Genomic DNA, 23,350 nt, shown 5'->3' on the forward strand with positions numbered 1-23,350 from the left:
ATGACGACGATGCACAGCACCCGGCGTCGAAGCTTCCTGGCCATGGGCGTCGGGGCAGTCCTGGCCACCGGCGCCGGGACCGGGGCCTTCGTCACCCGCTCCGGCCCCTTCGCCGCCAAGCCGCAGCCTACGAAGTCGTCCTTCTCCGGTGCCACGGACACCATCACCAAGGGCGACCTCCAGGGCGAGACCTCGGTGACCGGGACCCTGCGCTACTCCGAGGCGCGCAAGCTCAAGGCCGGCTTCGAGGGCGTCCTCATCCAGGTGCCCGCCTCCGGCACCGTCCTGACCCAGGGCGACGTCCTCTACCGCACCGGTACCGAGATCGCCTACCTCATGCACGGCTCCCTGCCCGCCTGGCGCAGCTTCGAGGCCGGTATGGAAAACGGTGAGGACATCCGCCAGCTCGAGACGGTCCTGAGGGACCTGGGCTACTTCGACTACGAGCCCGACAACCACTTCAGCTGGGCTACCACCCGCGCCATCATGAAGTGGCAGAAGGCGGTTGGGCTGCCCCAGAGCGGGACCATCCCCCTGGGGCGGATGGTCTTCGTCCCCGGCGACCTGCGCGTGGGAACGGTCAGTGCTCGCGTCGGGGACCGCGCCGCCGTCGACTCCGAGCTCTACGATGTCACCTCCACCAGCCAGGTGATCGACGCCAACGTCAAGCTCTCCGATCAGAAGCTGGCCGCCGTCGGCACCGCCGTAACCATCACGTTGCCCGACGCCATGACCACCACCGGCACCATCACCTCCGTGGGCACTCCCACCGAGAAGACATCCAGCTCAGGATCCAGTTCGGGCGGAAACGAGACGAAGGAGAGGGTAGTCCCCATCACCATCACCCTCGCCGACGCCTCCGCGACCGCCAACTTCCAGGAGGTCTCGGTCACTGTGGCCCTGCCCAGCGAGAAGCGTGAGGGCGTCCTGTCAGTACCGGTGGGTGCCCTGCTGGCCCTGACCCCCAGGGAGTACGGCGTCGAGATCGTCGAGTCCGGCGGCACCACTCGCAAGGCGCCGGTGAGCGTCGGACTGTTCGCCGGCGGACGCGTGGAGATCTCCGGGGACGGCATCTCAGAGGGACAGACCGTGGTGGTGCCCCAGACATGAGCCGCATCCTGTCCCTCAAGGACGTCTACCGCACTTACGGTGAGCCGCCCGTGGCGGCCTGCGCAGGTGTGAGCCTGGAGGTCGACGACGGCGAGTTCGTTGCTATCGTCGGCCCCTCCGGTTCGGGCAAGTCCACGCTCCTCAACCTCATTGGCACGCTGGACCGGCCCAGCTCGGGCACCGTCGAGATCGACGGCGTCGACGTCGGCTCCCTGCCCGACGCCAAGCTCTCGGCCCTGCGTGCCAGCCACATCGGCTTCGTCTTCCAGCAGTTCCACCTGGCCGACGGCGTCAACGCGGTCGACAACGTGGCCGACGGACTCCTCTACAGTGGCATCCCCCGCTCCGAGCGGCGCCGCCGAGCCCGAGCCGCCCTGGAGCGCGTGGGCCTGGCCCACCGCCTCGACCACCGCCCCCATCAGATGAGCGGAGGTGAGCGCCAGCGGGTGGCCATCGCCCGCGCCGTCGTTGGCGAGCCGTCCCTGCTGCTGGCCGACGAGCCCACCGGGAACCTCGACTCTGCCTCCGGGACTTCGATCGTCGAGCTCCTCCACGAGCTCCACTCCCAGGGAACCACCATCATCGTCATCACCCACGACAACGGGCTGGCCGCCCAGCTGCCCCGGCAGATCGCCATCCGCGACGGCCGTGTCGTCGGGGACTCCAGCCGCAAGTCCAACCACAAGGAGGTCGATCGTGCAGACAACGTCGCCACTGCCGACGTCAGTGCCGTCCGCGCCGACGTCGCCGCCTCGGCCTGACCCGGCGCCGGCCGGCAGGTCGCAGGAGGGCGGCAACGCCCACGGCGCCGAGCGTCCCGAGACCTCGGCGAGGCCGCTTCAGCGCTCACGGCTGCGCCTGTCCGACGTGCTGCGCCTGGGGGGAACCGGAATCAAGGCCCGCCCCACCCGTGCCTTCCTGTCCGCCCTGGGCATCGCCATCGGGATCGCGGCCATGATCGCGGTGGTCGGCATCTCCGCCTCCAGCCGGGCCCAGCTGGCCGCCCAGCTCGACTCACTGGGGACCAACCTGCTGACGGCCTCCGCCGGGCAGGACCTGTTCGGTAACTCCTCGTCCCTGCCGCAGGACACCGTCGGCAAGGTCCGGCTCATCGACCACGTCGAGAGCGCCTCGAGCACCGGACTGGTCAAGAACGCGCTGGTCTACCGCAGCCCGCTCATCGACAAGAACGCCTCCGGCGGCATCACCACGATGGCCGCGGACCGCTCGCTGCTCGACGTCGTGGCCGGGCAGGTCGACCGGGGCACCTGGCTCAACGAGGCCACCAGCCAGTACCCGGCCACGGTCCTGGGGCACACGGCCGCCCAGCGCCTGGGCGTCGTCACGCCGGGCACCAAGGTGTGGATCGGCGGCAGCTGGTTCACGGTGGTCGGCATCCTCAAGCCGGTGGTCCTGGCCCCCGAGCTCGACTCGGCCGCGCTCATCGGCCAGGGGGTCGCCACCAACCTGCTGGGGCACGACGCCAAGCCGACGACGGTCTACACCCGCAGCCAGGACTCCGCCGTCGCCCAGGTGCGCCAGCTCCTGGCGCCGTCGATCTCGCCGCAGGCCCCCAGCGAGGTCAAGGTCTCGCGGCCCTCGGACGCGCTGGAGGCCAAGAACGCGGCCGACAAGGCCTTCACCGGCCTGCTGCTGGGCGTGGGCTCCATCGCCCTGCTCGTCGGCGGCATCGGGGTGGCCAACACGATGATCATCTCGGTGCTCGAACGCCGTCGGGAGATCGGTCTGAGACGGTCCCTGGGGGCCATGCGCAGTCACATCCTCGTGCAGTTCATGACCGAGGCGCTGCTGCTGGCCACCCTGGGCGGCTCCCTGGGGTGCGTCATCGGCATCGGGGTGACGGCCGCGATGTCGGCCGCCAACGGCTGGCCCTTCAGCCTGCCGGTGGTGGCGATCGCCGGCGGACTGGGCGTCACCATCGTCATCGGCGCCCTGGCTGGCGTGTACCCGGCTGTTCGCGCCTCCCGCACTCCTCCGACCGCCGCGCTCAACGCGCAGTAGGAAGGGTTGGGAATCCCGAGGAGAGGCGGGTCAAGACGTCCCGGTGGGAGACGACTGGGCCCTTGCGTCGACGGCACCGGGCAGCGGTGACCGGTGCCGCAGGCGCATGGGAGAGGGGCCCAGATGGACCGGGACCGCACGAGGGCCCCGCACAGCTCAGTGCGGGGCCCTCGTTCCTGCGATCAGAAGACCGCGGTGCTTGGGGTCAAGCAGGCTCTCAGCCGAATCACTCCGTGCCGAGCTTGCCGTCGACGGCGTCGCGGGCGGTGTCGATCTTGTCGTCGTACTTGCCGCCGGTCGCCTTCTTGGCCGCGCCGGCTGCGGCGTCCAGCGCCTTGTCGCTGATCGCCTCGGCCTTGTCGGAGCTGAGAGCGTCACCGGCCTTCTTCGCCAGGTCGTCAAGTCCCATGTGTGTCTCCTTCCGTCGGGTGGCCGGACGTCGGATAACGGCGGCCTCGCCTGAATAGTGCCAGGTTTACGGTGGTGCGTCACCTATGCGGGCCCCTCTGTCCTGGCCGGGGACGTCCTGCGCGGCCGGGGACGGAAAACCTGCACCCGTACGGGTGGCATGTCCCCGTCTGGAAGGCGGGTGCACCCGCACGGGTGGAATGTCCCCGGCGAGGGCGGCTCGGTCCCTCACCACTGCCAGGTGGGGCGGGCGGGGGCGCCTGCGGCGTCGGCCAGGAGGACGGCCTCGCGCACTCGGCGCGTCAGCAGTGTCAGGACGAGCCGGTAGGAGTCCTCCACCATGTCGGCGGCGGTGTCGGGCCGGTAGTCGGGGCTGGTGAGGTCGATGCTCGCCCAGTGCCGCTTGGACTGGTGGAAGCCCGGCTCCACCCAGCTGTAGGCGGACCGCACGGCGACGACGTCCTCGGGGTCGAGCTTGACGTTGGCCAGGAGGCGGCCGTCGGTGTGGGGGATGAGCAGCAGGAACAGGCGGGTCCCCACGGAGGCCACGGGGATGTCCCACTCGGGCTTGTCGCCCGCCCAGGCGCCGGGCAGGTCGGCCGCGTGGGCCAGGAGGGCGTCTCGGCGGGCGGCCACGGCGTCGTCGTCGACGCGGGCGGAGCGGGCGCCGTCGGAGGGGGAGGCGGGCTTGGTCATCGACGTCGAGCCTACGGTGTCCTCCCGGCCGGGGGCACTCGACGCCGTCGGGGACCTTCTGTTCCGGCCGGGGACGTCCTGCGCGGCCGGGGACGGAAAACCCGCACCCGTACGCGCGGCATGTCCCCGGCCGAGAGGCTGCTGCACCCTTGCGCGCAGGATGTCCCCGTACGTGCCGACAGTCCTGGCAGGTCAGTCCGGGACGACCTCCAGGAGCTCGCCGACCGAGCAGCCCAGCGCCTCGCAGATGGCACTGAGCGTGGAGTAGCGGATGGCCTTGGCGCGGTCGTTCTTGAGCACCGAGAGGTTGACGGTGGTGACCCCCACCTTCTCGGAGAGCTCCACGAGCGTCATCCCGCGGGCGGCCAGCAGCTCATCGAGGTGACAGACGACGTGGCTCACACAAGTCCCTCGGTCTCTTCGCGCAAGGCGGTGTTCTCCGCGGCCAGGGCGCTGGAGTGCTGGTAGGTGCGGTGCAGGGCGAGCAGCAGGTGCGTTGCGAGGATCAGGACGATGATGCTCTTCAGTGTCGGCAGATCGTTACCGGTGGGGATGAATCCGGTGAGTGACTGCCCTTGGGGGTTGCCGACGGTGAGGTACTCGTCGGAGATCGCGATCCCGGTGATGTGCAGTGCGAGGGAGCTCAGCGTCTGCCCCAGCAGGAGCCAGAACAGGTGCCCTCCCCGGGTGAAGAGCTGGTCGACGAATCCCGGCCGACCCGGGCGGATCGCCGCGATGAACCGGACGAAGGCGACGGCGCAGGCCGCGATGAGGACGAGGTGAACGGTGATGAACAGGCCGGTGAAGAACTGCGCGCCGCCGGACAGTCCGTGCACGGTCCCGTAGATCGTCGAGTAGCCGGAGCTCATCTCCACCGTCGCGCGTCCGAAGGACAGGTGCTCCTCAGGCGCGCTGCTGCTGTCCGTGAACTCAAGGAGCAGGCCGCGACCGTTGACGAGGTCCCACAGGTTCGATCCGAGCATGAGGAAGGGGGAGAAGCACAGCAGGACCAGCAGGAACGAGGTGAAGGCAAGGCTGACGGGGCCGACGCCGGCATCCTGGCCGGCTGCGGCGTCGGGGGAGGCCTGGTTGGCGGCAGGATCGGCGTCGTCGTCGACGTTGGTGTCTTCGGTGTTTGAGGAGGCTTCGGTGCTGGCGGTCATGACGACGCTCCATATCGACTATCGATGTATCGATAGTCGATATGGTGTTCCTGTGCGTCCTGGTCTGTCAAGTGTTTCCACGGAGCTGGCGCTGGTGGTATGGCGCGGTGCTCCTCGTGGGCGGAGACGTCTCGCGCGTACGGGTGCAGGAATTGCGCTCCCGTGCGCGCGAGACGTCTCCATCGGATTGGGGCTGCGCCCGTCCGGACTCAGTGGAGCGTATCGGTGATGACCGTGGCCAGCTCCTCGACTTTCTCCGCGCTTCCGGCGGATACGGTGATGACGGCATACTGGCCCTCGGTCTTCGTGGGGGCCAGGATGTAGGCCCCGTTCGCCTGCTTGCCGCTCATCGTGATGGTGTAGGAGGCGACCGCGGCCTCGCCGTTGGCGGTCTCCTTGGTGGAGTAGCTAGTCTTCGTCGCCCCGGGCGTCCGCGAGATGATCGTCTCCATGTCCGACTCGGTGGGAGCCTGCTGCATCGGTACGAGGGTCTTGGCGACGTTGCTGTTGTTGGAGAACCCGTTCTCATCGGGCTCGGTGGCCCGGTAGAAGATGTCCAGGCTGGCCATCTGCTGCTCCAGGGTGTTGACGTCGATGCCCATGGTCTGTGCCGCCGCCTGCTTCTGTGCGGGGTCGAGGTCGCCGAGGCTCTGCCAGCTGTCAGGAACTGCGAAGCTGACTCCGACGGTGGGGGCGGTCACCTCCTGGTATCCCGAGGGGGTCTCCTTGGGGAGGTTGCTGCTCGTGGTGCTGGAAGCGGTTGCGCTGCTGTCCTTGTCACTCTCGGTCGAGTTCGCAGAGCTATCGGATGCGGCCGAGCTGGATGACGAGCTGGACGAGTCGGAGCCCGAGCTCGTCGCGCTCTGCGAGCAGGCGGTCAGAACGGGGGTGGTGGCTAGCGCCAGGCCGGCCAGCAGGGTCGCGGCGGTGCGTGTGGTTCTCATGATGCTCCAAAGGGGTAGGAGGGGAAGCGGGCCTTGTCAGGAGATCATCTTTTCCTGGGAGTTCTCCATGTGGTGGCTCCTTGGGGCTTCTCCGGTGTCGGGTCGGCGATTATGTGTGGGGTTCTCATGGTTTCTCCGGGTGGGGGAGTTAGCGTGGAGCAACCTTGTTGGCGTCGTTGAACGGCAGCGTTCTGTTCTCCATGTTCTCCATGCCGGTCTCACGTGGTCGGGTTGTGTGGTGGGCGCGGCGTGATCGCCGGCGGCGTCGCCTCCGGCGAGCCTTGAGAAGTAGTCCACCTCACCAGCGGCTCAGAAAGTTGAGCGGAATAGACTCAACCCTGCGAAGGTTGAGGTGGCCAGAAGACGCAAGACGTTACCAACCTCAAAGGAGGTCCATATGGACACGAACTACACCACGAAGTCGCAGGAGGCGATCTCCGGGGCCATGCAGGCGGCCGCTGCGGCCGGCAACCCCCAGATCGAGCCGGCGCACCTGCTCGTTGAGCTCCTCTCCCAGCCCGACGGCGTCGCCGCGGGACTCCTGGCCGCCGTCTCTCCCGACGCCGCGGCCCGTCAGGCCGTCGGGGCCGCCGCGCGCCGCATCCTGACCCAGTTGCCCACCTCCTCGGGCTCCTCGATGACCCAGCCCCAGCCCTCGCGCGCGCTGCTGGCCGCCCTGGAGGCCGCCTCCTCGGTCGCCAAGGAGCTCGACGACGAGTACATCTCCACCGAGCACCTGCTCATCGGCCTGGCCAAGGGCGACACCTCCGGCTCAACCCCCGCCGTGGCCCGCATCCTGGCTGACGCCGGCGCCACCCCGGACGCCCTCATCGAGGCCCTGCCCCAGGTCCGCGGCTCCTCCCGCGTCACCTCGGCCAACCCCGAGGGCACCTACAAGACCCTCGAGAAGTACGGCACCGACCTCACCGAGGCCGCCCGCGAGGGCCGCCTCGACCCGGTCATCGGCCGCGACTCCGAGATCCGCCGCGTCGTGCAGGTCCTGTCCCGGCGCACCAAGAACAACCCGGTCCTCATCGGTGAGCCCGGCGTCGGCAAGACCGCCGTCGTCGAGGGTCTGGCCCAGCGCATCGTCGCCGGTGACGTGCCCGAGTCCCTGCGCGGCAAGCGCCTCATCGCCCTGGACCTGTCCGGGATGGTGGCCGGAGCCAAGTACCGTGGTGAGTTCGAGGAGCGCCTCAAGGCCGTCCTCAAGGAGATCAAGGACTCCGACGGCGAGGTCATCACCTTCATCGACGAGCTGCACACCGTCGTCGGCGCCGGCGGCGGCTCCGAGGGCGCCATGGACGCCGGCAACATGCTCAAGCCCATGCTGGCCCGCGGCGAGCTGCGGATGGTGGGTGCCACCACCCTGGACGAGTACCGCGAGAACGTCGAGAAGGACCCGGCCCTGGAGCGCCGCTTCCAGCAGGTCTTCGTCGGTGAGCCCAGCGTTGAGGACACCGTCGCCATCCTGCGCGGCATCGCCCCCAAGTACGAGGCCCACCACCAGGTGACCATCTCCGACGGCGCCCTCGTGGCGGCCGCCACCCTGTCCGACCGCTACATCACCGGCCGCCAGCTGCCCGACAAGGCCATCGACCTGGTCGACGAGGCCGCCTCCCGGCTGCGCATGGAGCTCGACTCCAGCCCCGTCGAGATCGACGAGCTGCGCCGCCGCGTGGACCGCATGCGCATGGAGGAGGCCTACCTCGATGAGTCCATCAAGGACGTGACCAAGGCCGACCCCGCCGACGTCGACCGCCTTGAGCGCCTGCGCGCCGAGCTGGCCGACGCCTCCGAGGAGCTGGCCTCGCTCAACGCCCGCTGGGAGGCCGAGAAGGCCGGCCACAACAGGGTCGGTGAGCTGCGCGCCGCCCTGGACGAGATGCGCACCCGCGCCGACCTGGCCGAGCGCGAGGGCAACTTCGAGGAGGCCGGTCGCCTGCGCTACGGCGACATGCCCGCCCTGGAGCGCCAGATCCGCGAGGCCGAGGCCGCCGACGACGCCGAGGAGGCAGTCGGTGACCCCATGATCGCCGAGAAGGTCGGCGCCCCCGAGGTCGCCGAGGTCGTGGGCTCCTGGACCGGGATCCCCGTGGGCAAGCTCCTCCAGGGTGAGACCGAGAAGCTCCTGACGATGGAGGACGTCATCGGTGAGCGCCTCATCGGGCAGGCGGCCGCCGTGGCCGCCGTGGCCGACGCGGTGCGTCGCTCGCGGGCCGGCGTCTCCGACCCCGACCGCCCCACCGGCTCCTTCCTCTTCCTGGGCCCCACGGGCGTGGGCAAGACCGAGCTGGCCAAGTCCCTGGCCGAGTTCCTCTTCGACGACGAGCGCGCCATCGTGCGCATCGACATGTCCGAGTACTCCGAGAAGCACTCCGTGGCGCGCCTCGTGGGCGCCCCTCCCGGGTACGTCGGCTACGAGGAGGGCGGCCAGCTCACCGAGGCGGTGCGGCGTCGGCCCTACTCCGTGGTCCTGCTCGACGAGGTCGAGAAGGCCAACCCCGAGGTCTTCGACATCCTCCTGCAGGTGCTCGACGACGGCCGCCTCACCGACGGCCAGGGCCGCACGGTCGACTTCCGCAACGTCATCCTCGTGCTCACCTCGAACCTGGGCAGCCAGTACCTCACTGACCCGCTCACCAGCCCCGAGGAGAAGCGCAACGAGGTCATGAGCGTGGTCCAGGCCTCCTTCAAGCCGGAGTTCCTCAACCGTCTCGACGACATCATCATCTTCGAGGCGCTCACCAAGGAGGAGCTGGGCGAGATCGTCGAGATCCAGCTGGCGCGCATCGCCAAGCGCCTCAAGGACCGGCGCCTGAGCCTGGACGTGACCGACGCGGCCCGCAGCTGGCTGGCCGACGAGGGCTACGACCCCGCCTACGGCGCCCGGCCGCTGCGCCGCCTCGTCCAGCGCGAGATCGGCGACCGCCTGGCCCGCATGCTGCTGGCCGGGGAGGTCCTCGATGGCCAGCGAGTCATCGTCGACAAGGTCGACGGCAGCGACGGCCTGACGCTGCGGGCCGAGGGGGAGGCGCACCTGCCCTCCGCGGCCTCGGCGGCGTCACCGGCCTGAGCCGGGACGGCCGACTGAGCTGAGCGGCGACCGGCCCGAACGGGCCGGGGCGACAGCGAGGGGGCGGGTCCACCCGTGCGGTGGGCCCGCCCCCTCGTGCTGCCCGCGGAGGCGCGCGCCTCAGCCGGGCTGGTTGTCCTGGGTGGGCCAGGCGTTGTACACGCAGCCGCCTGCGAGGTCGTGGCTCTGCTGGGCCATGAGAGGGGCCTTGAGGCCGGCGCCGGCGCAGAACTCGTGCTCGTGGCCGAGGAAGTGACCCACCTCGTGGTTGGTGACGTAGGTGCGGTAGGAGTCGACGTCGGGGTAGGTGACGGCGCCCCAGTTCCAGCGGTCGGAGTTGATGACGACGTTGTTGGCGTTGCGGCAGCTCCACATGCCACCGGTGTCCAGCGGCGAGCACAGGGCGTCGGCGGTGGGCGGTGTGGCGATGTTGAAGATGAAGTCCGCGGCGGCCGGGTCCGACACCGGCTCGAAGGAGGTGTTCTGCGCGGTGGACCAGCCGCGCTCGTCGTTGAGGGTTCTCTCGACGATGGGGGCTGCGGCCGCGGCGTCGACGTGGGTGCCGCCCTCGACCTGGAGCACGTAGCGGTAGACGGTCCCGGCCGCGGGCCGGGAGACGGGCACGGCCGGGGCGATCGTCCAGGTGCCGTCGCCGACGGCGTCGGAGTGCGCGAACCCCTCGGCGTCCAGCCGCGGGGCCGGCAGCGTCGAGGCCGATGAACTGGGTGAGGCCGACGAGGGGGCGGCCGTTGGCGAGGCCGCGTGGCTCGCGCTCGGTGGGGCGGATGACGGGCCCGCCTCCGCCGGGGCCGGGGACGGAGTCTCAGGGGTGGCCGAGTCCAGCGGCAGGGCGAACCCGGGGTGGAAGCCCCAGATGCGCAGACCGACGACGATGAGAACCAGCGCCACCACCGCGGTGGTGCCGTAGAACAGCCGGCTGCGACTGCGACGACGCTGGCGCTCGCGGCGGGCGACGACGAGGGCCCGGCGGCTGGCGGGGTCGGGGTCCTCCGACGAACGGCGGTGCGTGGAGTGCTGGCCGGCCGGACTGCGGCGCAGAGCGGCAGGAGTGCTGCGGCGTCCTGAGGCCGACGACGAGGCGCGGCCGGGGCCCCGCCTGGAGCGGGAGGGACGCCGCGGCGGCTGCGGGGTCGAGGGGCTCATATCGCCATCGTAGGGTGCTCGGGCCCGGTTAACCTGCCGGGAGGTACCCCGGCGCGCGCAAGGTCACATGCGGCCTCCGGGTGCGGAAACGGCTCTTCGGAGCGACTTTCGGTTGATTTATCAAGACAAAGGTCGCCCGTAGGCGGATGCCGGTCTAGATGATCTCGTAACCGATCTCGGGGGCGAGGGCGGTCAGCAGGGCGTAGAGCGTGGCGTCGGCCAGCGGAGCCGTGTCCCGGGGCAGTGTCGGCAGGCTGTCCTGCGCTGGGGAGAACAGCACCGTCATGTCCTGCCCGGTCATCGTGGAGCGGGCGCGCAGGCCGTCGAGGTCGGGCAGCTGATCCCTGATGGCCCGGGCCCAGGCGCGACACGTCGACCGGGGAGCGCTGTCGAGACTGACTGAGGCTCCGTTGCGCAGGGCCCAGGTGCTGGTGAGGTCGAGCAGGCGCAGCGGGCGCGTTGCCTCCCACACCTGCAGGAGGGGCATGTCGCTGCGCGTGTCGATGAGGCGGGTGTCGGCGAAGACCTCTGCCACGCAGGTGAGCAGGTCGCCGGCGGTGTACAGGACGCCGCAGTCGGGATGCTCTCCCGACGGCGGAGGGTGAGGGTCCCAGCGGCACCGCGGGTGCGGCCCCCAGGTCCTCATCTCTCCCCAGGGCAGGGGGAAGCGGCTGGCTGCGAAGGCGATGCGGGCGAGCTCGGCGCGCTCCACGGTCAGTACGTCCTCCGGGCGGGTCCGGAACACCGATGGCGGTCGCGGAGGATTCTTCGGGCGGGGGCTCACCGGTGGTCCGCGTCGGAGAGCCGCTGAACGACCTCCGCCGGGTCCCCGCCGGCGATCAGCCACTGCCTGGGGGCCATCCCGTCGAGGAGCTCGGGGTCCGCCGTCGTCATCCAGGCCTCGACGGTCGCCGCTGCCAGCCCCTCCCGCAGGGCCGGGAGGACCGTCGCCAGTCCCGGGAGCGGGTGGCCGTCGTGGAACTGCCACGTCGGAAACCTCAGCGACCGCCCCTCCGAGTAGGCGTAGAGGGAGCGTCCGGCTGCGCGGGTGATCGTCGTCGTCGCGCGGCCGAGCAGGGTGGCGACCTGTCGCGTGCTCAAGGATCGCGCCAGGTCGCAGGCAGCCCGAACGGCCTCGTGCTGGGCGGTGACCTGTTCGGCGTAGGCACGGTCCGACAGGATTCGAGCGACCTTGCGGGAGGTGGTCTTGGTCCCTCCGCGGGGAGTGGTCCGGGTCAGGAAGTCGGCCATGCCGGCTGTCAGGGGGCCGACGCCGTCGTGCGACGTGCGGGCGGCGGCGTCGCGCATCGCATCAGCAAGCTCCTGGTCGCTGAGGTCGAGCTCGTCGAGCAGCCCGGTGAGTGCAGTCATGGCACGAGTATAATGCATCGTTTTTGCATGGGCATGCGTTCGCGATGCGTCTCGGCCGGATTCACAGTGCGGTCATGGGGGAGTGCTGCCGGGCTGACAGACCGGCGCCCAAGAGTGGAGGCACGGAACCCGGGCGCCCCTGGGTGATCCCAGCAACAAGGACAAACGACAAGGACGACCGTCGGCACGGCGGCAGAGCCCCACCGCCCTGTCTGCCGTACCGCCCTGCTGATCCGAGGAGATGCACCATGACCCTGTCCGTACCGACCAACTCCGCCGAGTCCGTCACGTCCGCCGACGCCGCGCTGCGCGGCTGCGACCCGGGAGTCTCCTTCGCCATGAGACGCCGCAGCCTCCTGATGGCCGGCTTCGGTCTGGGAACCGCCGGACTCATCGCAGCCTGCAGTACCTCTGAGGCGGCGAGCGCCGCCGGCTCCTCCGCCGCAACCGCCGGCTCGACCGCCGGATCCGCCTCGGCCGGGTCCTCCCGGGCTTCCGCCTCCCCCGAATACCACGAGGCCAGCGCCTCCAACACCTCCCTGTCGGCCGGCACCTGGAGCGGCACCATCGGAGACAAGCAGATGACCCTCTCGGGCGCCTACCTCGTCGACGGCACCACCGCCACCATCGACGGCGGCACCTTCGAGTCGACGACCTCCGACCAGGCCGTCTTCCTCGTGGTCAATGGCGGGAGGCTGACGGTTACCAACGCCAAGATCGCCAAGACCGGGGACGCCACCTCCTCCGGCCAGCACGGCGTCGACGACTCCTACAACTTCTACGGCCTCAACTCCGCCGTCGTGGTCGTCGGCGAGGGGTCGAGCGCCACGGTCACCGAGACGACCATGACGACCGACGCCTCGGGCGCCAACGCCGTCGTCGCCACCGGTGGTGCCAGCGCCACTGTCACCGCCTGCGCCATCGCCACCACCGGGGAGTCCTCCCGTGGCCTGCACGCCACCTACGCCGGTGTCATCAACGGCTCCGACCTCACCATCGAGACCCAGGGCGCCCACTGCGCCGCCGTCGCCACCGACCGCGGCTCGGGAACCGTGACCGTCGAGGGCGCCAACACCTTCACCACCAACGGCGACGGCTCCCCGTGCCTCTACTCCACCGGTCAGATCACCGTCAGTGGCCTGACCGGTCAGGCCAATGCCTCACAGGCCGTCGTCGTCGAGGGGAAGAATCACGCCACCGTCTCGGACTCGACGCTCACCAGCGCCTCCACCAAGGGCGGCGTCATGCTCTACCAGTCCATGTCGGGGGACGCCGCCGACGCCGACGCCGCCACGGAGGTCTCCACCCTGGCCATGACCAGGGTCAGCCTCACCTGCACCCAGGCGGTCCCGATCCTCTACGTCACCAATACCTCCTCGCAGGCGACCCTGACCGCCTGCACGCTGACCACCACCGGTGGTCTGGCCACCGCGGGCGAGGACCGCTGGGGGACATCCGGCTCCAACGGCGGCACCCTCGCCCTGACGATGGACGCCACCACCTCCGACGGCGCCATCACGGCCGGCTCGACGTCCTCCTCCATCACGGTGACGACCGTCAACGGCGGGGCGGCCAACGGGCCGCCCTCGGGGAGCGTCACCGTCTCCTGACGGTGCGTGCTCGACGGCGCTGACGGCGGTCAGCCTCGTGCCGGCACGAGGCTGACCGCCGCATGTATTTGAACCGGAAACAAGATTTCCGCAAGTGTTACGAAACCGTGACCCGGGTGGCTCTGCCATGCGAACCTGCGTGTTCTCATAAGGCCATCTGGGCAGTGAGTGGGCGTGCTGGAGGGGGTGGATCCCAGTGGTTGCAACAGACCGTACGGTAGGAGATCTCTGCGCTGGTAGGAGCCGGTTAATTGTGTGAAAACAGAGATCAAGTCGTCATCCACGTCACGGGTAGGGCACGTGGAGGTCACACTTGAGCGGATTATTCCGATGAACGCCATTCTGCCTTGCAATTCCCTTACTGGAAGGTGCCATGATTCGGCCATGAACACTGTCAGTACCCCGACTCCGCCTCCAGCTGCCCCGGCTAGGCGGCGCGGACCCGGGCGCCCCCGAGCGGGCAGTGAGGACAAGCGAGCACGCATCCTCAACGAAGCCGTGGTTCTCTTCGGAGAGCACGGGTATGCCGGCACCTCCCTGGCCGACATCGCCAACGCAGCAGACATTTCCAAGGCCGGGCTGCTGCACCACTTCTCCTCCAAGGACGAGCTCTTCGCCAAGGTGCTTGAGCGTCGCGACCGCGAGGACGCCCTGAGCATCCTGGTGGACTCCCCTGCTGGCGAGGACGTCGTCGACGTCCCCGTGGACCCCGTCGGCAACGTGGACACCCTGGATGTCGCCGGTTCCGCCGCCGACCTCGACGCCGACCCGTGGGCGCTGCTGGACCGCTACATCGAGCTGCTTGAGCGCAATGTCGCCCACCGCGACCTCACGGCGATCTACACCGCCACGGCGGTCTCGGTCCTCGACGCCGCGCACCCCGCGCACCGTTGGATGGCCGACCACCTCAACGGCGCCGTCGAGCGCTTCGAGGCCAGCTTCGAGGCCGGCAAGGCCGCCGGGCTCGTGGACCCGCAGATGCCCTCGCGCCTCGTGGCGCGCAGCCTGGTCGCCCTCACCGACGGGCTCCAGCTGCAGTGGCTGTGCTCGACGACGCCCGAGACGGCCGCCTCGGAGTCCCTGGGCACCGACCTGGTGGCGGAGATCCGCCTCTACGCCGACTGCCTGCGCAGCCAGTGGGCGTCCCAGGAGACCCCGGAGACCCCGCAGCGGCCCAAGGCGGCCTGAGTGGGCTGACGACGCCCTCAGTCGAGCCGTTTCACGCCAGTCCTCAACGTATCCCTACTCGTCCCATCCGGCTCGGGAACCCCGCGGTTCCCGAGCCGGTCCTGCGTGTGGCGGCGCCTTGAGCGGGCAAGGTTGCCCGTCGTCGGCCCGGCGGCCTCGTCGGTCCCGCCTCAGCGCTGCGCCCACAGCAGCAGGTGCGGGGTGATCGAGGCCAGGTCCGGGACCACGACCAGGCCGGGGTCGGCCGGGAAGTGCTTCTGCGCGCCGATCTGCACGACGTGGATCCCGTTGCCCCTGGCCGAGGCCGCACCCGTCGGGGAGTCCTCGACGACGACGCAGTCCTCGGGCCGCAGGTCGAGGCGCTCGACCGCCGTGGCGTAGGGCAGCGGGTCGGGCTTGGCCCCGACGCCGTCGTCGCCGGTGACCAGGACCGCGAAGACGTCACCGAGCGCGGAGGCCACCTTCTCCACGATCCTGCGCGGCGAGGCTGAGACGATCGCCTGGGCCAGCCCCACCTCGGACAGCGCCGAGGTGATCCGCAGCGCCCCGGGCAGCAGCGGCGGGGCGGCGGTCACCGAGGCCTCGACGTCGTGCGCGATCGCCTCGAAGGCCTCCTGCGTGGCCGGGTCGTCCCAGGACGGCGTGGCCCCGGTGGCGGCGATGAGCTCGCGGGCCTTGCGGATGGAGGCGCCCGTCATCTGGGCGACGAGCTCAGGGCGAGGGTCGCCGCCCAGGGCCTGGCAGTGGTGGATGAAGGCCTCGTCCCAGAAGGGCTGGGAGTCCATGAGGGTGCCGTCCATGTCCCACAGGACGGCGCGCACCGTGAAGCTGGGAGCGGGGGATGCTGTCATAGGAGCCAGCGTAGCCGTGAGGTGTTGCGGAGCACAGGGTGGCGGGTGTGGTTCCGGTCGATGACCCGCCTGCTGGCGTTCAGGGTTATGTGCGGCGTCGTCGGCCTGGCAGACTGCCTCCAAGCCGCTTGACGGCGCACGTGCCGGATCCAGCCGGGACGGCCGGCGCGAGCGGGCGGTGGATTCGGAGGGACCGGGAGGAGGCGGGGTGAGCGACACCTACAGGCCCACCATGGAGGATGTGGCCCGGGCGGCCGGCGTCTCGCGTACCACGGTGTCCTTCGTCCTCAACAACCGCGACGGCGCCCGCATCGCCTCGGAGACGCGCGAGCGCGTCCAGCAGGCGGCCGCCGAGCTCGGCTACCGCCCCCACGGTGGCGCGCGTGCCCTGGCCTCGCGCCGCTCCTCTCTCATCGGGCTGGTCTCCGAGATCGTCACCAGCCCCTTCGGCGCCGCCACGATCCGCGGAATCCAGGACACGGTCCGGCGTGCCGGCTACACCCTGTTCATCGTGCCGACCTCGACCGAGGCGTCGATGGACTCCGAGGCCTTCGAGACGCTCCTGAAGTCCCGGGTCGAGGGCATCATCTACGCCACCGGCTGGAACTGCCAGGTCCGCATGCCGGCGCAGGCCCGCGAGATCCCCACCGTCCTGGTCCACTGCATCGACCCGGTCTCCGGCCTGCCCTGCGTGCGCCCCGATGAGGAGCAGATGGGACGCCTGGCCGCCCAGGCCCTCCTGGAGGGGCACCACCGGGACATCGGCGTCATCGAGCTGGACCCGAACGACGGCGAGGCCGCGCCGGGTCGGCGCGCGGGCTGCGAGGCCTACCTGGAGCAGGCCGGCATCCCCTGGAGCACCGTGAGCGTCGCCGTCGGGCACGGCACCACCCGGGGCGGCTACGCCGCGGCCGCGCGCCTCCTGACGGACCACCCCTGGCTGACCGGTCTGGTGTGCGGCAACGACCGCATGGCCATGGGCGCCTACGACGCCATTCGTGAGCAGGGCCTGCGGGTGCGCGAGGACGTGGCCGTCATCGGGATCGATGACCAGGAGCTCATCGCCGACCAGGTCCACCCCGCCCTGACCACGGTCGCCCTGCCCTTCGAGGAGATGGGGCAGGTGGCGGTCTCCCACCTGCTGGCTCTCATGGCCGGCGAGGAGGTGCCCGCTGAGACGCTCCTGCCGGGGCAGATCATCCACCGTTCCTCGGCCTGACCGCGCCGCCCATCACCTGCCCATTGTGCGCCCATCACGCGCCCAGAGCGCGGGCGGGGACATCCTGCGCGTACGGGTGCAGAATTTCTGTCCCCGACGGCGTCGAACGTCCCCGGCCGTTATAGAGGGCGCAGCGGTCACACCTGCCGACGGCGCAGGCGCAGCATGTAGGCGCCGGTGGTGGTGGCCACCGTGGCCAGGACTCCCAGTGTCAGGGAGACGCCGGTGCGGGCCAGCGGGAACCCGCTCCCCTTGCTCTGACCGGCAGCGGCGGCAGCCGGGCTCGCCGAGGCCGATGCGGCCGCCGCCTGGCCGTTGTTGCCCGGCCTCTGGGTGGCGGGCTGACCCGGCCCGGGGGAGTCGGGCCCCTCGGCCGCGCCACCGGCGTCGTCGGCGGACCCCAGGTGCCACAGGCTCAGGGTGTCCACGTGGGCGGTGCCGCCCTCGGCGTAGAGCGAGACGTTCGTGGCGCCCTTCTTGGGGTAGACCGTCTCGGTGATGACGGGGGTGCCGTCGGCGGCGAAGACCTCCACGGAGTGGGCGTCGACGACGACGCGCAGGTGGACCTGCCCCTCGCTGTCCGGCGACAGCGGGGCGGTGGAGCGGTCCGGGAACTTCGGGGAGAAGTCGGTGACCCCGGAGTGGGTGCGGTCCACGACGACCTGCTTGGCCTTGGCGTCGTACCCGACGAGCGTGTACTGCTCGCCGTTGTCGAGGACCTTGAGACCGGCGAAGGAGGACTTGCCCGGGCTCAGGTCGACGCTGATGTCCAGGGAGGTGCCCTGAGCGGCCTGGCCGAGGGAGGTGTCGCCCACCGGGATGTCGGTGTCCTTCTGGGTGACCTGCTGACCGGTGCGCAGGGAGTCCAGGGCGGTGACCGGCTGGGCGGTCAGTCGCAGCTTGCCGTCGACCCGGGTCAGTCCCAGCTCGCGCACCGTCGACATGGCGGTGCGCCAGGTGGTGGTGGGCAGGTCGCGCACGTAGGCCCAGTTGCTCATCCAGCCCACCTGGTAGCACTTGCCGTCAGGGGCGTCGTTCCAGGTGACGGCCGCATAGTAGTCCTTGCCGTAGTCCAGGCGCGGGACGGCGTCGGCCCCGGAGAAGGCCCTCGTGTCGGACTGGATGACCTGGTCGACCATGAGATGGCCCCAGTCCTCGGCGTTGCCGTTGTGGTCCTCGATGGCGAGCCGGGCCTTGCGGCCCTTGTAGGCCGAGACGTCCATGCTCGTCCAGTCCAGGGTCCCGGAGTTGTTGCCGGTGGCCGAGGCGACGACCCTGCCGTCGACGACGAGGTTGACCGAGGTGTTGTCCGCGAAGGGGGAGGCCTTCGTGTCCGAGGCGCGCACCTCGTCCAGGAGGATGTGTCCCCAGGGGCCGGTGGCCGTGTCGGTGACGACGATCTGGGCGGACTTGCCCTTGAGGTCGCTGACGTCCCAGCTCTGCCAGTTGAGCTCCTCCAGGTTGCGGCCGGTGGCCGAGCGCACCACCTTGCCGTCGACGACGAGCTCGACGACGGTTGCTCCGGAGCCGTCGTCAGCGCCTCCCTCGGGGCGCGGGTTGTTGCCACCGCCCATGAGGAGGTTGAGGTAGGTGGAGTCGATGGTGAAGGTCGGGGAGGTCGCGGTCCCGGTGGTGGTGTCGGAGCCCTGCCCGGTGGAGACGTCGAAGTAGGTGTTGAGCAGTCCGGCGCTGGAGTGGTTGACCAGCGGCTGCTGGCCCGGGGTGGCTCCCTGAGGGGGCGTGGCCCCGAAGGCGGTGCCCTCCACGGTCCAGCCGTCCCAGGTGCCGTCGAAGCCGGCCAGGAGCTTGCCGCCGCCGTTGTCGCCGGTGGCCTGGGGGTTGTAGGGGTGCCTGCCGCCGGCGGTGCGCAGGTTGATGTAGGACGAGGAGACGGTGAACTCGTCCGAGGTCAGCGTGCCGGTGTCCGCGTCGCCGCTGCCGAAGGAGTCCACGTAGGCCTTGCCCTGGTGGCCGGGCAGGTCCCCGGTGGCCGGGCCCGAGCCGAAGGCGGCGCCGTCGGCCTTCCAGCCGGCGTAGCCGTTCTCGAAGTCGGCCAGGGTCGTGCCCTCCTCGCCGGTGTAGTGGGGGATGTCCTCGGGTGTGAAGGTGGAGCCGTCCCAGCTGCCCACGAAGTACTGGGCGGAGTCGGCCACCGTGACGACGAGGACCCACTTGACCTGCTTGGAGTCGCCGTCGACCGGCAGCGGGAAGAAGTCCGGGCACTCCCACACCGCCGAGGTGATGCCCTCACCGCCGAAGCTGGACTGCTCGGTCCAGTGGATGAGGTCGGGGGAGGAGTAGAAGGAGATGCGGTGCTCGGTGGCGTGGGAGACCACCATGGTCCAGCGGCCGGCCGTCTCGTCCCAGAAGACCTTCGGGTCGCGGAACTCGTTGGAGCCGATATCCAGCACCGGGTCGCCGTTGTTGTACAGGTTCCAGGTGCGGCCCTTGTCCGTGGAGTAGGCCAGGGACTGGGACTGGTTGCCGCCGACGTCGGCGCGCGTCCACAGCGCCACCATGGCCGGGTTGTCCGGGCTGCCCAGGCCGGAGGTGTTCTGGGTGTCGATGACCGCGGAGCCGGAGAACACCCCGTACTGGGAGGTGTGCGGGATCGCCACGCCCAGCTCCTCCCAGTGGACCAGGTCCTTGGAGACCGCGTGGCCCCAGGACATGTTGCCCCAGTCCGAGCCCTCAGGGTTGTACTGGTAGAACATGTGGTACTCGCCGTCGTAGTAGACGAGCCCGTTGGGGTCGTTCATCCAGTTCTTCTGCGGGGTGTAGTGGTTCTGCGGGCGCCACTGCTCGCCGGACTGGTCGGCGTTCGGGGCGGCTGGGGCCGCCGGGGCGGCTGGGGCCAGTCGGGCCTGGCTGGTTGCGGCTGCGGGCATGGAGACCAGCGTAGAGCCGGCTGCAAGCAGGCAGGAAGCGGTCAGGGCGCTGAGTGGTCGGCTGATCCGACTCATGGCATGTCCTCCGGGAAACGGGTTCGGCATGGATGGGGGCTGCGTGAGGACGCGCATGAGCGGCGGACCGGCACGGGCCGATTCGGCGGGGCGGTGAGGAGGTGCTGGAGCTCTGTTTCTCGCCCACATCCGCTAACGCGCGTTAGCGACAGTAACAAAAGTACGCGGCCCTCCGGGCTCGAGCAAGCGCTCAGGGGCGCATCCCGAGAAACATCGGGGATTTCTCAGGGTGCTCCCCGATGGCGGTCGGCGGACCGTCTTCGCCAGACTTGTGGACATGACACAGCAGCAGTACCCCGGTCAGTTCAGCCAGTCCGCCCGCAACGAGAGCGACGCCGGCTCCTCCTCCGGTCGAACCGGCGAGTTCGGCCGCTTCCGCAGCTCACTGCCCCGGCGCTCCCGCAAGCACCGCATCCTGGGCGGCGTCTGCGGAGGCCTGGCCGAGGCCTGGGGCATGCCGGTGACCGCGGTGCGCATTGGGGCGATCCTGGCCTGCCTCCTTCCCGGCCCCATGTTCCTGGTCTACATCGCGGCCTGGTGCCTCATGCTCGACGAACCCGCTCCCGCCCAGTACTGAGCCGGCACTGATCCATGCAGACCGGTCCTGAGTCGGCTCGGGTCGGCTCAGACCGGCTCAGGCCGGCTCGGGAGCGCCGGGATCGGCCGGGCCCCGGTCCACGACGACCTTTCGGCGGTCTTTAGCGCCGCGGCAACATGACCTGTACCAGAATCAGGACCACTCAAGTCAAGCCCGCTGACAAACCCTGGCGGCGTCGGGCCGCCCACCTGCGCCGAAAGAAAGGTGATCGCCGTTTCCTCACTGCTCCTGTCCTGTCGCCTGTGCATCACACGTTTTCTTCTGACCCGTGCCCGACCCCGCCGCCACCGGTTCCAGGCGGTGCCTCGGGCGCATGCGTGAGGCCAGGACTGCGCCCACCTCGTCGCCCCCGGTTCCACGGGCGACGTGGCGGGCGCAGCCTGCTGCTCGGCGGGGACGTTCCACGTGGCCGGGTGGGTCGTCTTCTCGGCGGGGACGCGTGACGCGTACGGGGACGGGAATTCTGTCCCCGTACGTGTGGGATGTCCCCGCCCGGACCCGAGCGCACCCGAGCGCGCAGGAGGTCCCCGTCGGTGACACGACGGCGGCGGTCTCGCAGGAATCCCCGGTCGATGGGAGGATCGAGCCGTGACCGAGACTGTGAATGCCCCTGTGAATGCCCCTGGTAGCGCTGCCGTGTCCCGCCCCGCGGCCGATATCGAGTTCCTCTCCGCCTACGACCAGGGCTTCGCCCGCGTCGCCGCCGTCACCCTGCCCGTGGTGCCGGTCAATCCGGCCGCCAACGCTGCCGCGATCATCGAGCAGGCCCGCGCCCTGGCCGACGACGGCGTCTGCCTGGCCGCCTTCCCCGAGCTGTGCCTGACCGGCTACGCCATCGACGACCTTCTCCTGTCCGACGTGCTCCTGTCCGACGTCCTGGCGGCCATCGAGACCCTGCGCGCCGCCAGCGCCGACCTCCTGCCCGCCCTCGTTGTCGGCGCGCCCCTGCGCCTGGGTGACCGTCTTTACAACTGCGCCCTGGTCATCCAGGGCGGGCGGGTGCGCGGCGTCGCCCCCAAGTCCTACCTGCCCACCTACCGGGAGTTCTACGAGAAGCGGCACTTCGCGCCCGGAGACGCCCTGCCCGCCGGGGTGGAGGATATCGAGCTGCCCGGCGTGCGCAGCGATGTCGGCGATGTCAGCGATGCCGTCGACTCCGGTTCCGACGGCGACGTAGGCGATGTATCCACTGCCGCCCCCGCTCGGCCGGTCGCCCGGGTCCCCTTCGGGGCGAACCTCCTGTTCGAGGTCGACGACGTCCCCGGACTGGTCTTCCACGTCGAGGTCTGCGAGGACATGTGGGTGCCCGTTCCGCCCTCGTCGCTGGCGGCGCTGGCCGGGGCGACGGTCCTGGTCAACATCTCCGGCTCGCCCATCACCGTGGGGCGGGCCGAGGACCGCGAGCTGCTGGCCCGCTCGTCGTCGGCCCGGGGCCTGGCCGCCTACGTCTACGCCGCCGCCGGGCAGGGCGAGTCCTCCACGGACCTGGCCTGGGACGGCCAGACCCTCGTCTACGAGAACGGCGAGCTGCTCGGCTCCACCGAGCGCTTCCCGGACGGTCCGCGCGCCACGGTCGTCGACGTCGACATCGAGGGACTGCGCGCCGAGCGCCTGCGCCAGGGGACCTTCGCCGACAACGCCCGCACCCTGAGCGCCCCGGGCGCCGGCGTCCCGGTGCGGGCCACCACCTTCACCGACCCGGCGGCCTTCCGGCGCATCGCCATCGGGGGCGCCGACCTGACGGTCCCGCGCACCGACATCGGCCTGCGCCGGCGCGTGGATCGCTTCCCCTTCGTGCCCGACGACCCGGCCCGCCTCGCCCAGGACTGCTACGAGGCCTACAACATCCAGGTGGCCGCCCTCGTCCAGCGCCTGGGGGCCATCGGCAACCCCAAGATCGTCATCGGTGTCAGCGGCGGTCTGGACTCCACCCACGCCCTCATCGTCGCTGCCCGCGCCATGGACCGCCTGGGCCGGCCGCGCTCGGACATCCACGCCATCACCATGCCCGGCTTCGCCACGAGCGCCGGCACCCGCCGCAACGCCGAGGACCTCGCCGTCGGCCTGGGCTGCACCTTCGAGGAGCTCGACATCCGGGCCACCGCCACCCAGATGCTCACCGAGATGGGCCACCCCTACGGCGAGTACGCGCGCACCGGCGTCCTTCCCGACGGCGTGAGCGAGCGGGACCTCTACGACGTCACCTTTGAGAACGTCCAGGCGGGCCTGCGCACCGACTTCCTCTTCCGCATCGCCAACCACCGCGGCGGCATCGTGCTGGGCACCGGCGACCTCTCCGAACTCGCCCTGGGCTGGTGCACCTTCGGGGTGGGGGACCAGATGGCCCACTACGGCGTCAACGCGGGCATCCCCAAGACCCTCATCCAGCACCTCATCCGCTGGGTGGTGGCCGAGGAGCTGTTCGACGACGCCGTCGGGCGCACGCTGCTGTCCATCCTGGACACCGAGATCAGCCCCGAGCTGGTCCCGGCCGAGGCCGGCGGCGCCATCCAGTCCACCCAGGCCAAGATCGGGCCCTACGCCCTACAGGACTTCACCCTGTGGCACGTGCTGCGCCGTGGCTCGCGTCCCAGCCGCATCGCCTTCCTGGCGCAGCGGGCGTGGTCGGACGCGACCGCCGGGGACTGGCCCGAGGGGCTGCCGCAGGCGGAGAAGGTCGCCTACGACCTGCCCGAGATCCGCCGCTGGCTCGAGCTGTTCCACCGGCGCTTCTTCACCAACCAGTTCAAGCGCTCCACCCTGCCCAACGGGCCCAAGGTGGTGGCCGGCGGCTCGCTGTCTCCGCGCGGGGACTGGCGCATGCCCTCCGACGCCGCGGCGACGGCCTGGCTGGCCGAGCTTGAGCGCAACGTGCCCAGCGGTACGCCCACCGACGAGAGTTAGGACCATCGTCCTACGACGTGATGCAAAACACAACCAACCGGTTTTTGCATTCCTTGTTTGGGA

The 23,350-nt window shown here is 70.3% G+C and carries 19 protein-coding genes; 9 read left to right on the forward strand and 10 right to left on the reverse strand.

What is annotated here, in order from left to right:
• The 3 genes from EL340_RS12495 to EL340_RS12505 all read left to right on the forward strand — a co-directional run bounded on the left by EL340_RS12495 (nucleotide 1) and on the right by EL340_RS12505 (nucleotide 3,132).
• Nucleotides 1–1,110: a peptidoglycan-binding protein gene (locus EL340_RS12495; protein WP_126414889.1), complete on the forward strand. Its 1,110-nt coding sequence runs from the start codon at nucleotides 1–3 to the stop codon at nucleotides 1,108–1,110.
• Complete coding sequence (locus EL340_RS12500) at nucleotides 1,107–1,871, forward strand: ABC transporter ATP-binding protein (protein ID WP_197722308.1); 765 nt, start codon at nucleotides 1,107–1,109, stop codon at nucleotides 1,869–1,871. The genes EL340_RS12495 and EL340_RS12500 overlap by 4 nt, the downstream gene beginning before the upstream one ends.
• Before the next feature lie 106 nt (nucleotides 1,872–1,977).
• Entirely contained in the window at nucleotides 1,978–3,132 is a 1,155-nt protein-coding gene (locus EL340_RS12505; RefSeq protein WP_408608588.1) for an ABC transporter permease, read from the forward strand.
• A 226-nt stretch (nucleotides 3,133–3,358) separates the two neighbouring features.
• Here EL340_RS12505 and EL340_RS12510 read toward each other — a convergent pair whose 3' ends face one another.
• From EL340_RS12510 to EL340_RS12530, 5 genes are all read right to left on the reverse strand, one after another.
• Nucleotides 3,359–3,541 (reverse strand): Rv0909 family putative TA system antitoxin, encoded by a 183-nt coding sequence (locus EL340_RS12510; RefSeq protein WP_003780734.1) that lies wholly within the window; start codon nucleotides 3,539–3,541, stop codon nucleotides 3,359–3,361.
• 227 nt (nucleotides 3,542–3,768) lie between these two features.
• Nucleotides 3,769–4,236, reverse strand: coding sequence for an MmcQ/YjbR family DNA-binding protein (locus tag EL340_RS12515; RefSeq protein WP_126414891.1), 468 nt, complete (start codon nucleotides 4,234–4,236; stop codon nucleotides 3,769–3,771).
• Nucleotides 4,237–4,428: 192 nt separating this feature from the next.
• Complete coding sequence (locus tag EL340_RS12520; RefSeq protein WP_126414894.1) at nucleotides 4,429–4,638, reverse strand: helix-turn-helix domain-containing protein; 210 nt, start codon at nucleotides 4,636–4,638, stop codon at nucleotides 4,429–4,431.
• Nucleotides 4,635–5,399: a hypothetical protein gene (locus EL340_RS12525; protein ID WP_126414896.1), complete on the reverse strand. Its 765-nt coding sequence runs from the start codon at nucleotides 5,397–5,399 to the stop codon at nucleotides 4,635–4,637. Before EL340_RS12525 ends, EL340_RS12520 begins: the two co-directional genes overlap by 4 nt.
• Nucleotides 5,400–5,608: 209 nt before the next feature.
• Nucleotides 5,609–6,343 carry a hypothetical protein gene (locus EL340_RS12530; RefSeq protein ID WP_126414898.1) on the reverse strand — a complete coding sequence of 245 codons (735 nt, stop codon included), beginning with the start codon at nucleotides 6,341–6,343 and terminating at the stop codon, nucleotides 5,609–5,611.
• Nucleotides 6,344–6,740: 397 nt separating this feature from the next.
• Between EL340_RS12530 and clpB the strand changes: the two genes are divergently transcribed.
• On the forward strand, nucleotides 6,741–9,419 hold the full coding sequence (gene clpB, locus EL340_RS12535) for an ATP-dependent chaperone ClpB (protein WP_126414900.1): 2,679 nt from the start codon (nucleotides 6,741–6,743) through the stop codon (nucleotides 9,417–9,419).
• Between the two features lie 120 nt (nucleotides 9,420–9,539).
• Here the strand turns inward: clpB and EL340_RS12540 are convergent, their stop codons facing one another.
• The 3 genes from EL340_RS12540 to EL340_RS12550 form a co-directional block, all read right to left on the reverse strand.
• Nucleotides 9,540–10,583 carry a DUF3152 domain-containing protein gene (locus tag EL340_RS12540; protein WP_126414902.1) on the reverse strand — a complete coding sequence of 348 codons (1,044 nt, stop codon included), beginning with the start codon at nucleotides 10,581–10,583 and terminating at the stop codon, nucleotides 9,540–9,542.
• 154 nt (nucleotides 10,584–10,737) lie between these two features.
• Nucleotides 10,738–11,328 (reverse strand): RES family NAD+ phosphorylase, encoded by a 591-nt coding sequence (locus EL340_RS12545; RefSeq protein WP_232023076.1) that lies wholly within the window; start codon nucleotides 11,326–11,328, stop codon nucleotides 10,738–10,740.
• A 35-nt stretch (nucleotides 11,329–11,363) separates the two neighbouring features.
• Nucleotides 11,364–11,954, reverse strand: coding sequence for a hypothetical protein (locus tag EL340_RS12550; RefSeq protein WP_126414903.1), 591 nt, complete (start codon nucleotides 11,952–11,954; stop codon nucleotides 11,364–11,366).
• Nucleotides 11,955–12,202: 248 nt separating this feature from the next.
• On the opposite strand from EL340_RS12550, the gene EL340_RS12555 reads away from it, so the two are divergent.
• Together EL340_RS12555 and EL340_RS12560 are read left to right on the forward strand one after the other, a co-directional pair.
• The gene (locus EL340_RS12555; protein WP_197722309.1) at nucleotides 12,203–13,564 is read left to right on the forward strand and encodes a hypothetical protein; all 1,362 of its coding nucleotides are present in this window, start codon (nucleotides 12,203–12,205) and stop codon (nucleotides 13,562–13,564) included.
• 384 nt (nucleotides 13,565–13,948) lie between these two features.
• The gene (locus tag EL340_RS12560) at nucleotides 13,949–14,752 is read left to right on the forward strand and encodes a TetR/AcrR family transcriptional regulator (protein ID WP_232023077.1); all 804 of its coding nucleotides are present in this window, start codon (nucleotides 13,949–13,951) and stop codon (nucleotides 14,750–14,752) included.
• Nucleotides 14,753–14,922: 170 nt separating this feature from the next.
• Here EL340_RS12560 and EL340_RS12565 read toward each other — a convergent pair whose 3' ends face one another.
• Nucleotides 14,923–15,603, reverse strand: coding sequence for an HAD family hydrolase (locus tag EL340_RS12565; RefSeq protein WP_126414905.1), 681 nt, complete (start codon nucleotides 15,601–15,603; stop codon nucleotides 14,923–14,925).
• 208 nt (nucleotides 15,604–15,811) lie between these two features.
• Here EL340_RS12565 and EL340_RS12570 point away from each other — a divergent pair, with 208 nt between their 5' ends.
• Complete coding sequence (locus EL340_RS12570; RefSeq protein ID WP_126414907.1) at nucleotides 15,812–16,822, forward strand: LacI family DNA-binding transcriptional regulator; 1,011 nt, start codon at nucleotides 15,812–15,814, stop codon at nucleotides 16,820–16,822.
• A gap of 137 nt (nucleotides 16,823–16,959) precedes the next feature.
• Here EL340_RS12570 and EL340_RS12575 read toward each other — a convergent pair whose 3' ends face one another.
• Nucleotides 16,960–19,785, reverse strand: a complete 2,826-nt coding sequence (locus EL340_RS12575; RefSeq protein WP_232023078.1) for a GH32 C-terminal domain-containing protein — start codon at nucleotides 19,783–19,785, stop codon at nucleotides 16,960–16,962.
• Nucleotides 19,786–20,062: 277 nt separating this feature from the next.
• On the opposite strand from EL340_RS12575, the gene EL340_RS12580 reads away from it, so the two are divergent.
• Both EL340_RS12580 and EL340_RS12585 read left to right on the forward strand, forming a co-directional pair.
• Nucleotides 20,063–20,362 carry a PspC domain-containing protein gene (locus EL340_RS12580; protein WP_126414909.1) on the forward strand — a complete coding sequence of 100 codons (300 nt, stop codon included), beginning with the start codon at nucleotides 20,063–20,065 and terminating at the stop codon, nucleotides 20,360–20,362.
• Nucleotides 20,363–20,971: 609 nt separating this feature from the next.
• Entirely contained in the window at nucleotides 20,972–23,287 is a 2,316-nt protein-coding gene (locus tag EL340_RS12585; protein WP_408608549.1) for an NAD(+) synthase, read from the forward strand.
• Nucleotides 23,288–23,350: the final 63 nt, after the last annotated feature.

Origin of the sequence: Actinomyces viscosus (genome assembly GCF_900637975.1) — a bacterium.
Lineage (GTDB): Bacteria > Actinomycetota > Actinomycetes > Actinomycetales > Actinomycetaceae > Actinomyces > Actinomyces viscosus.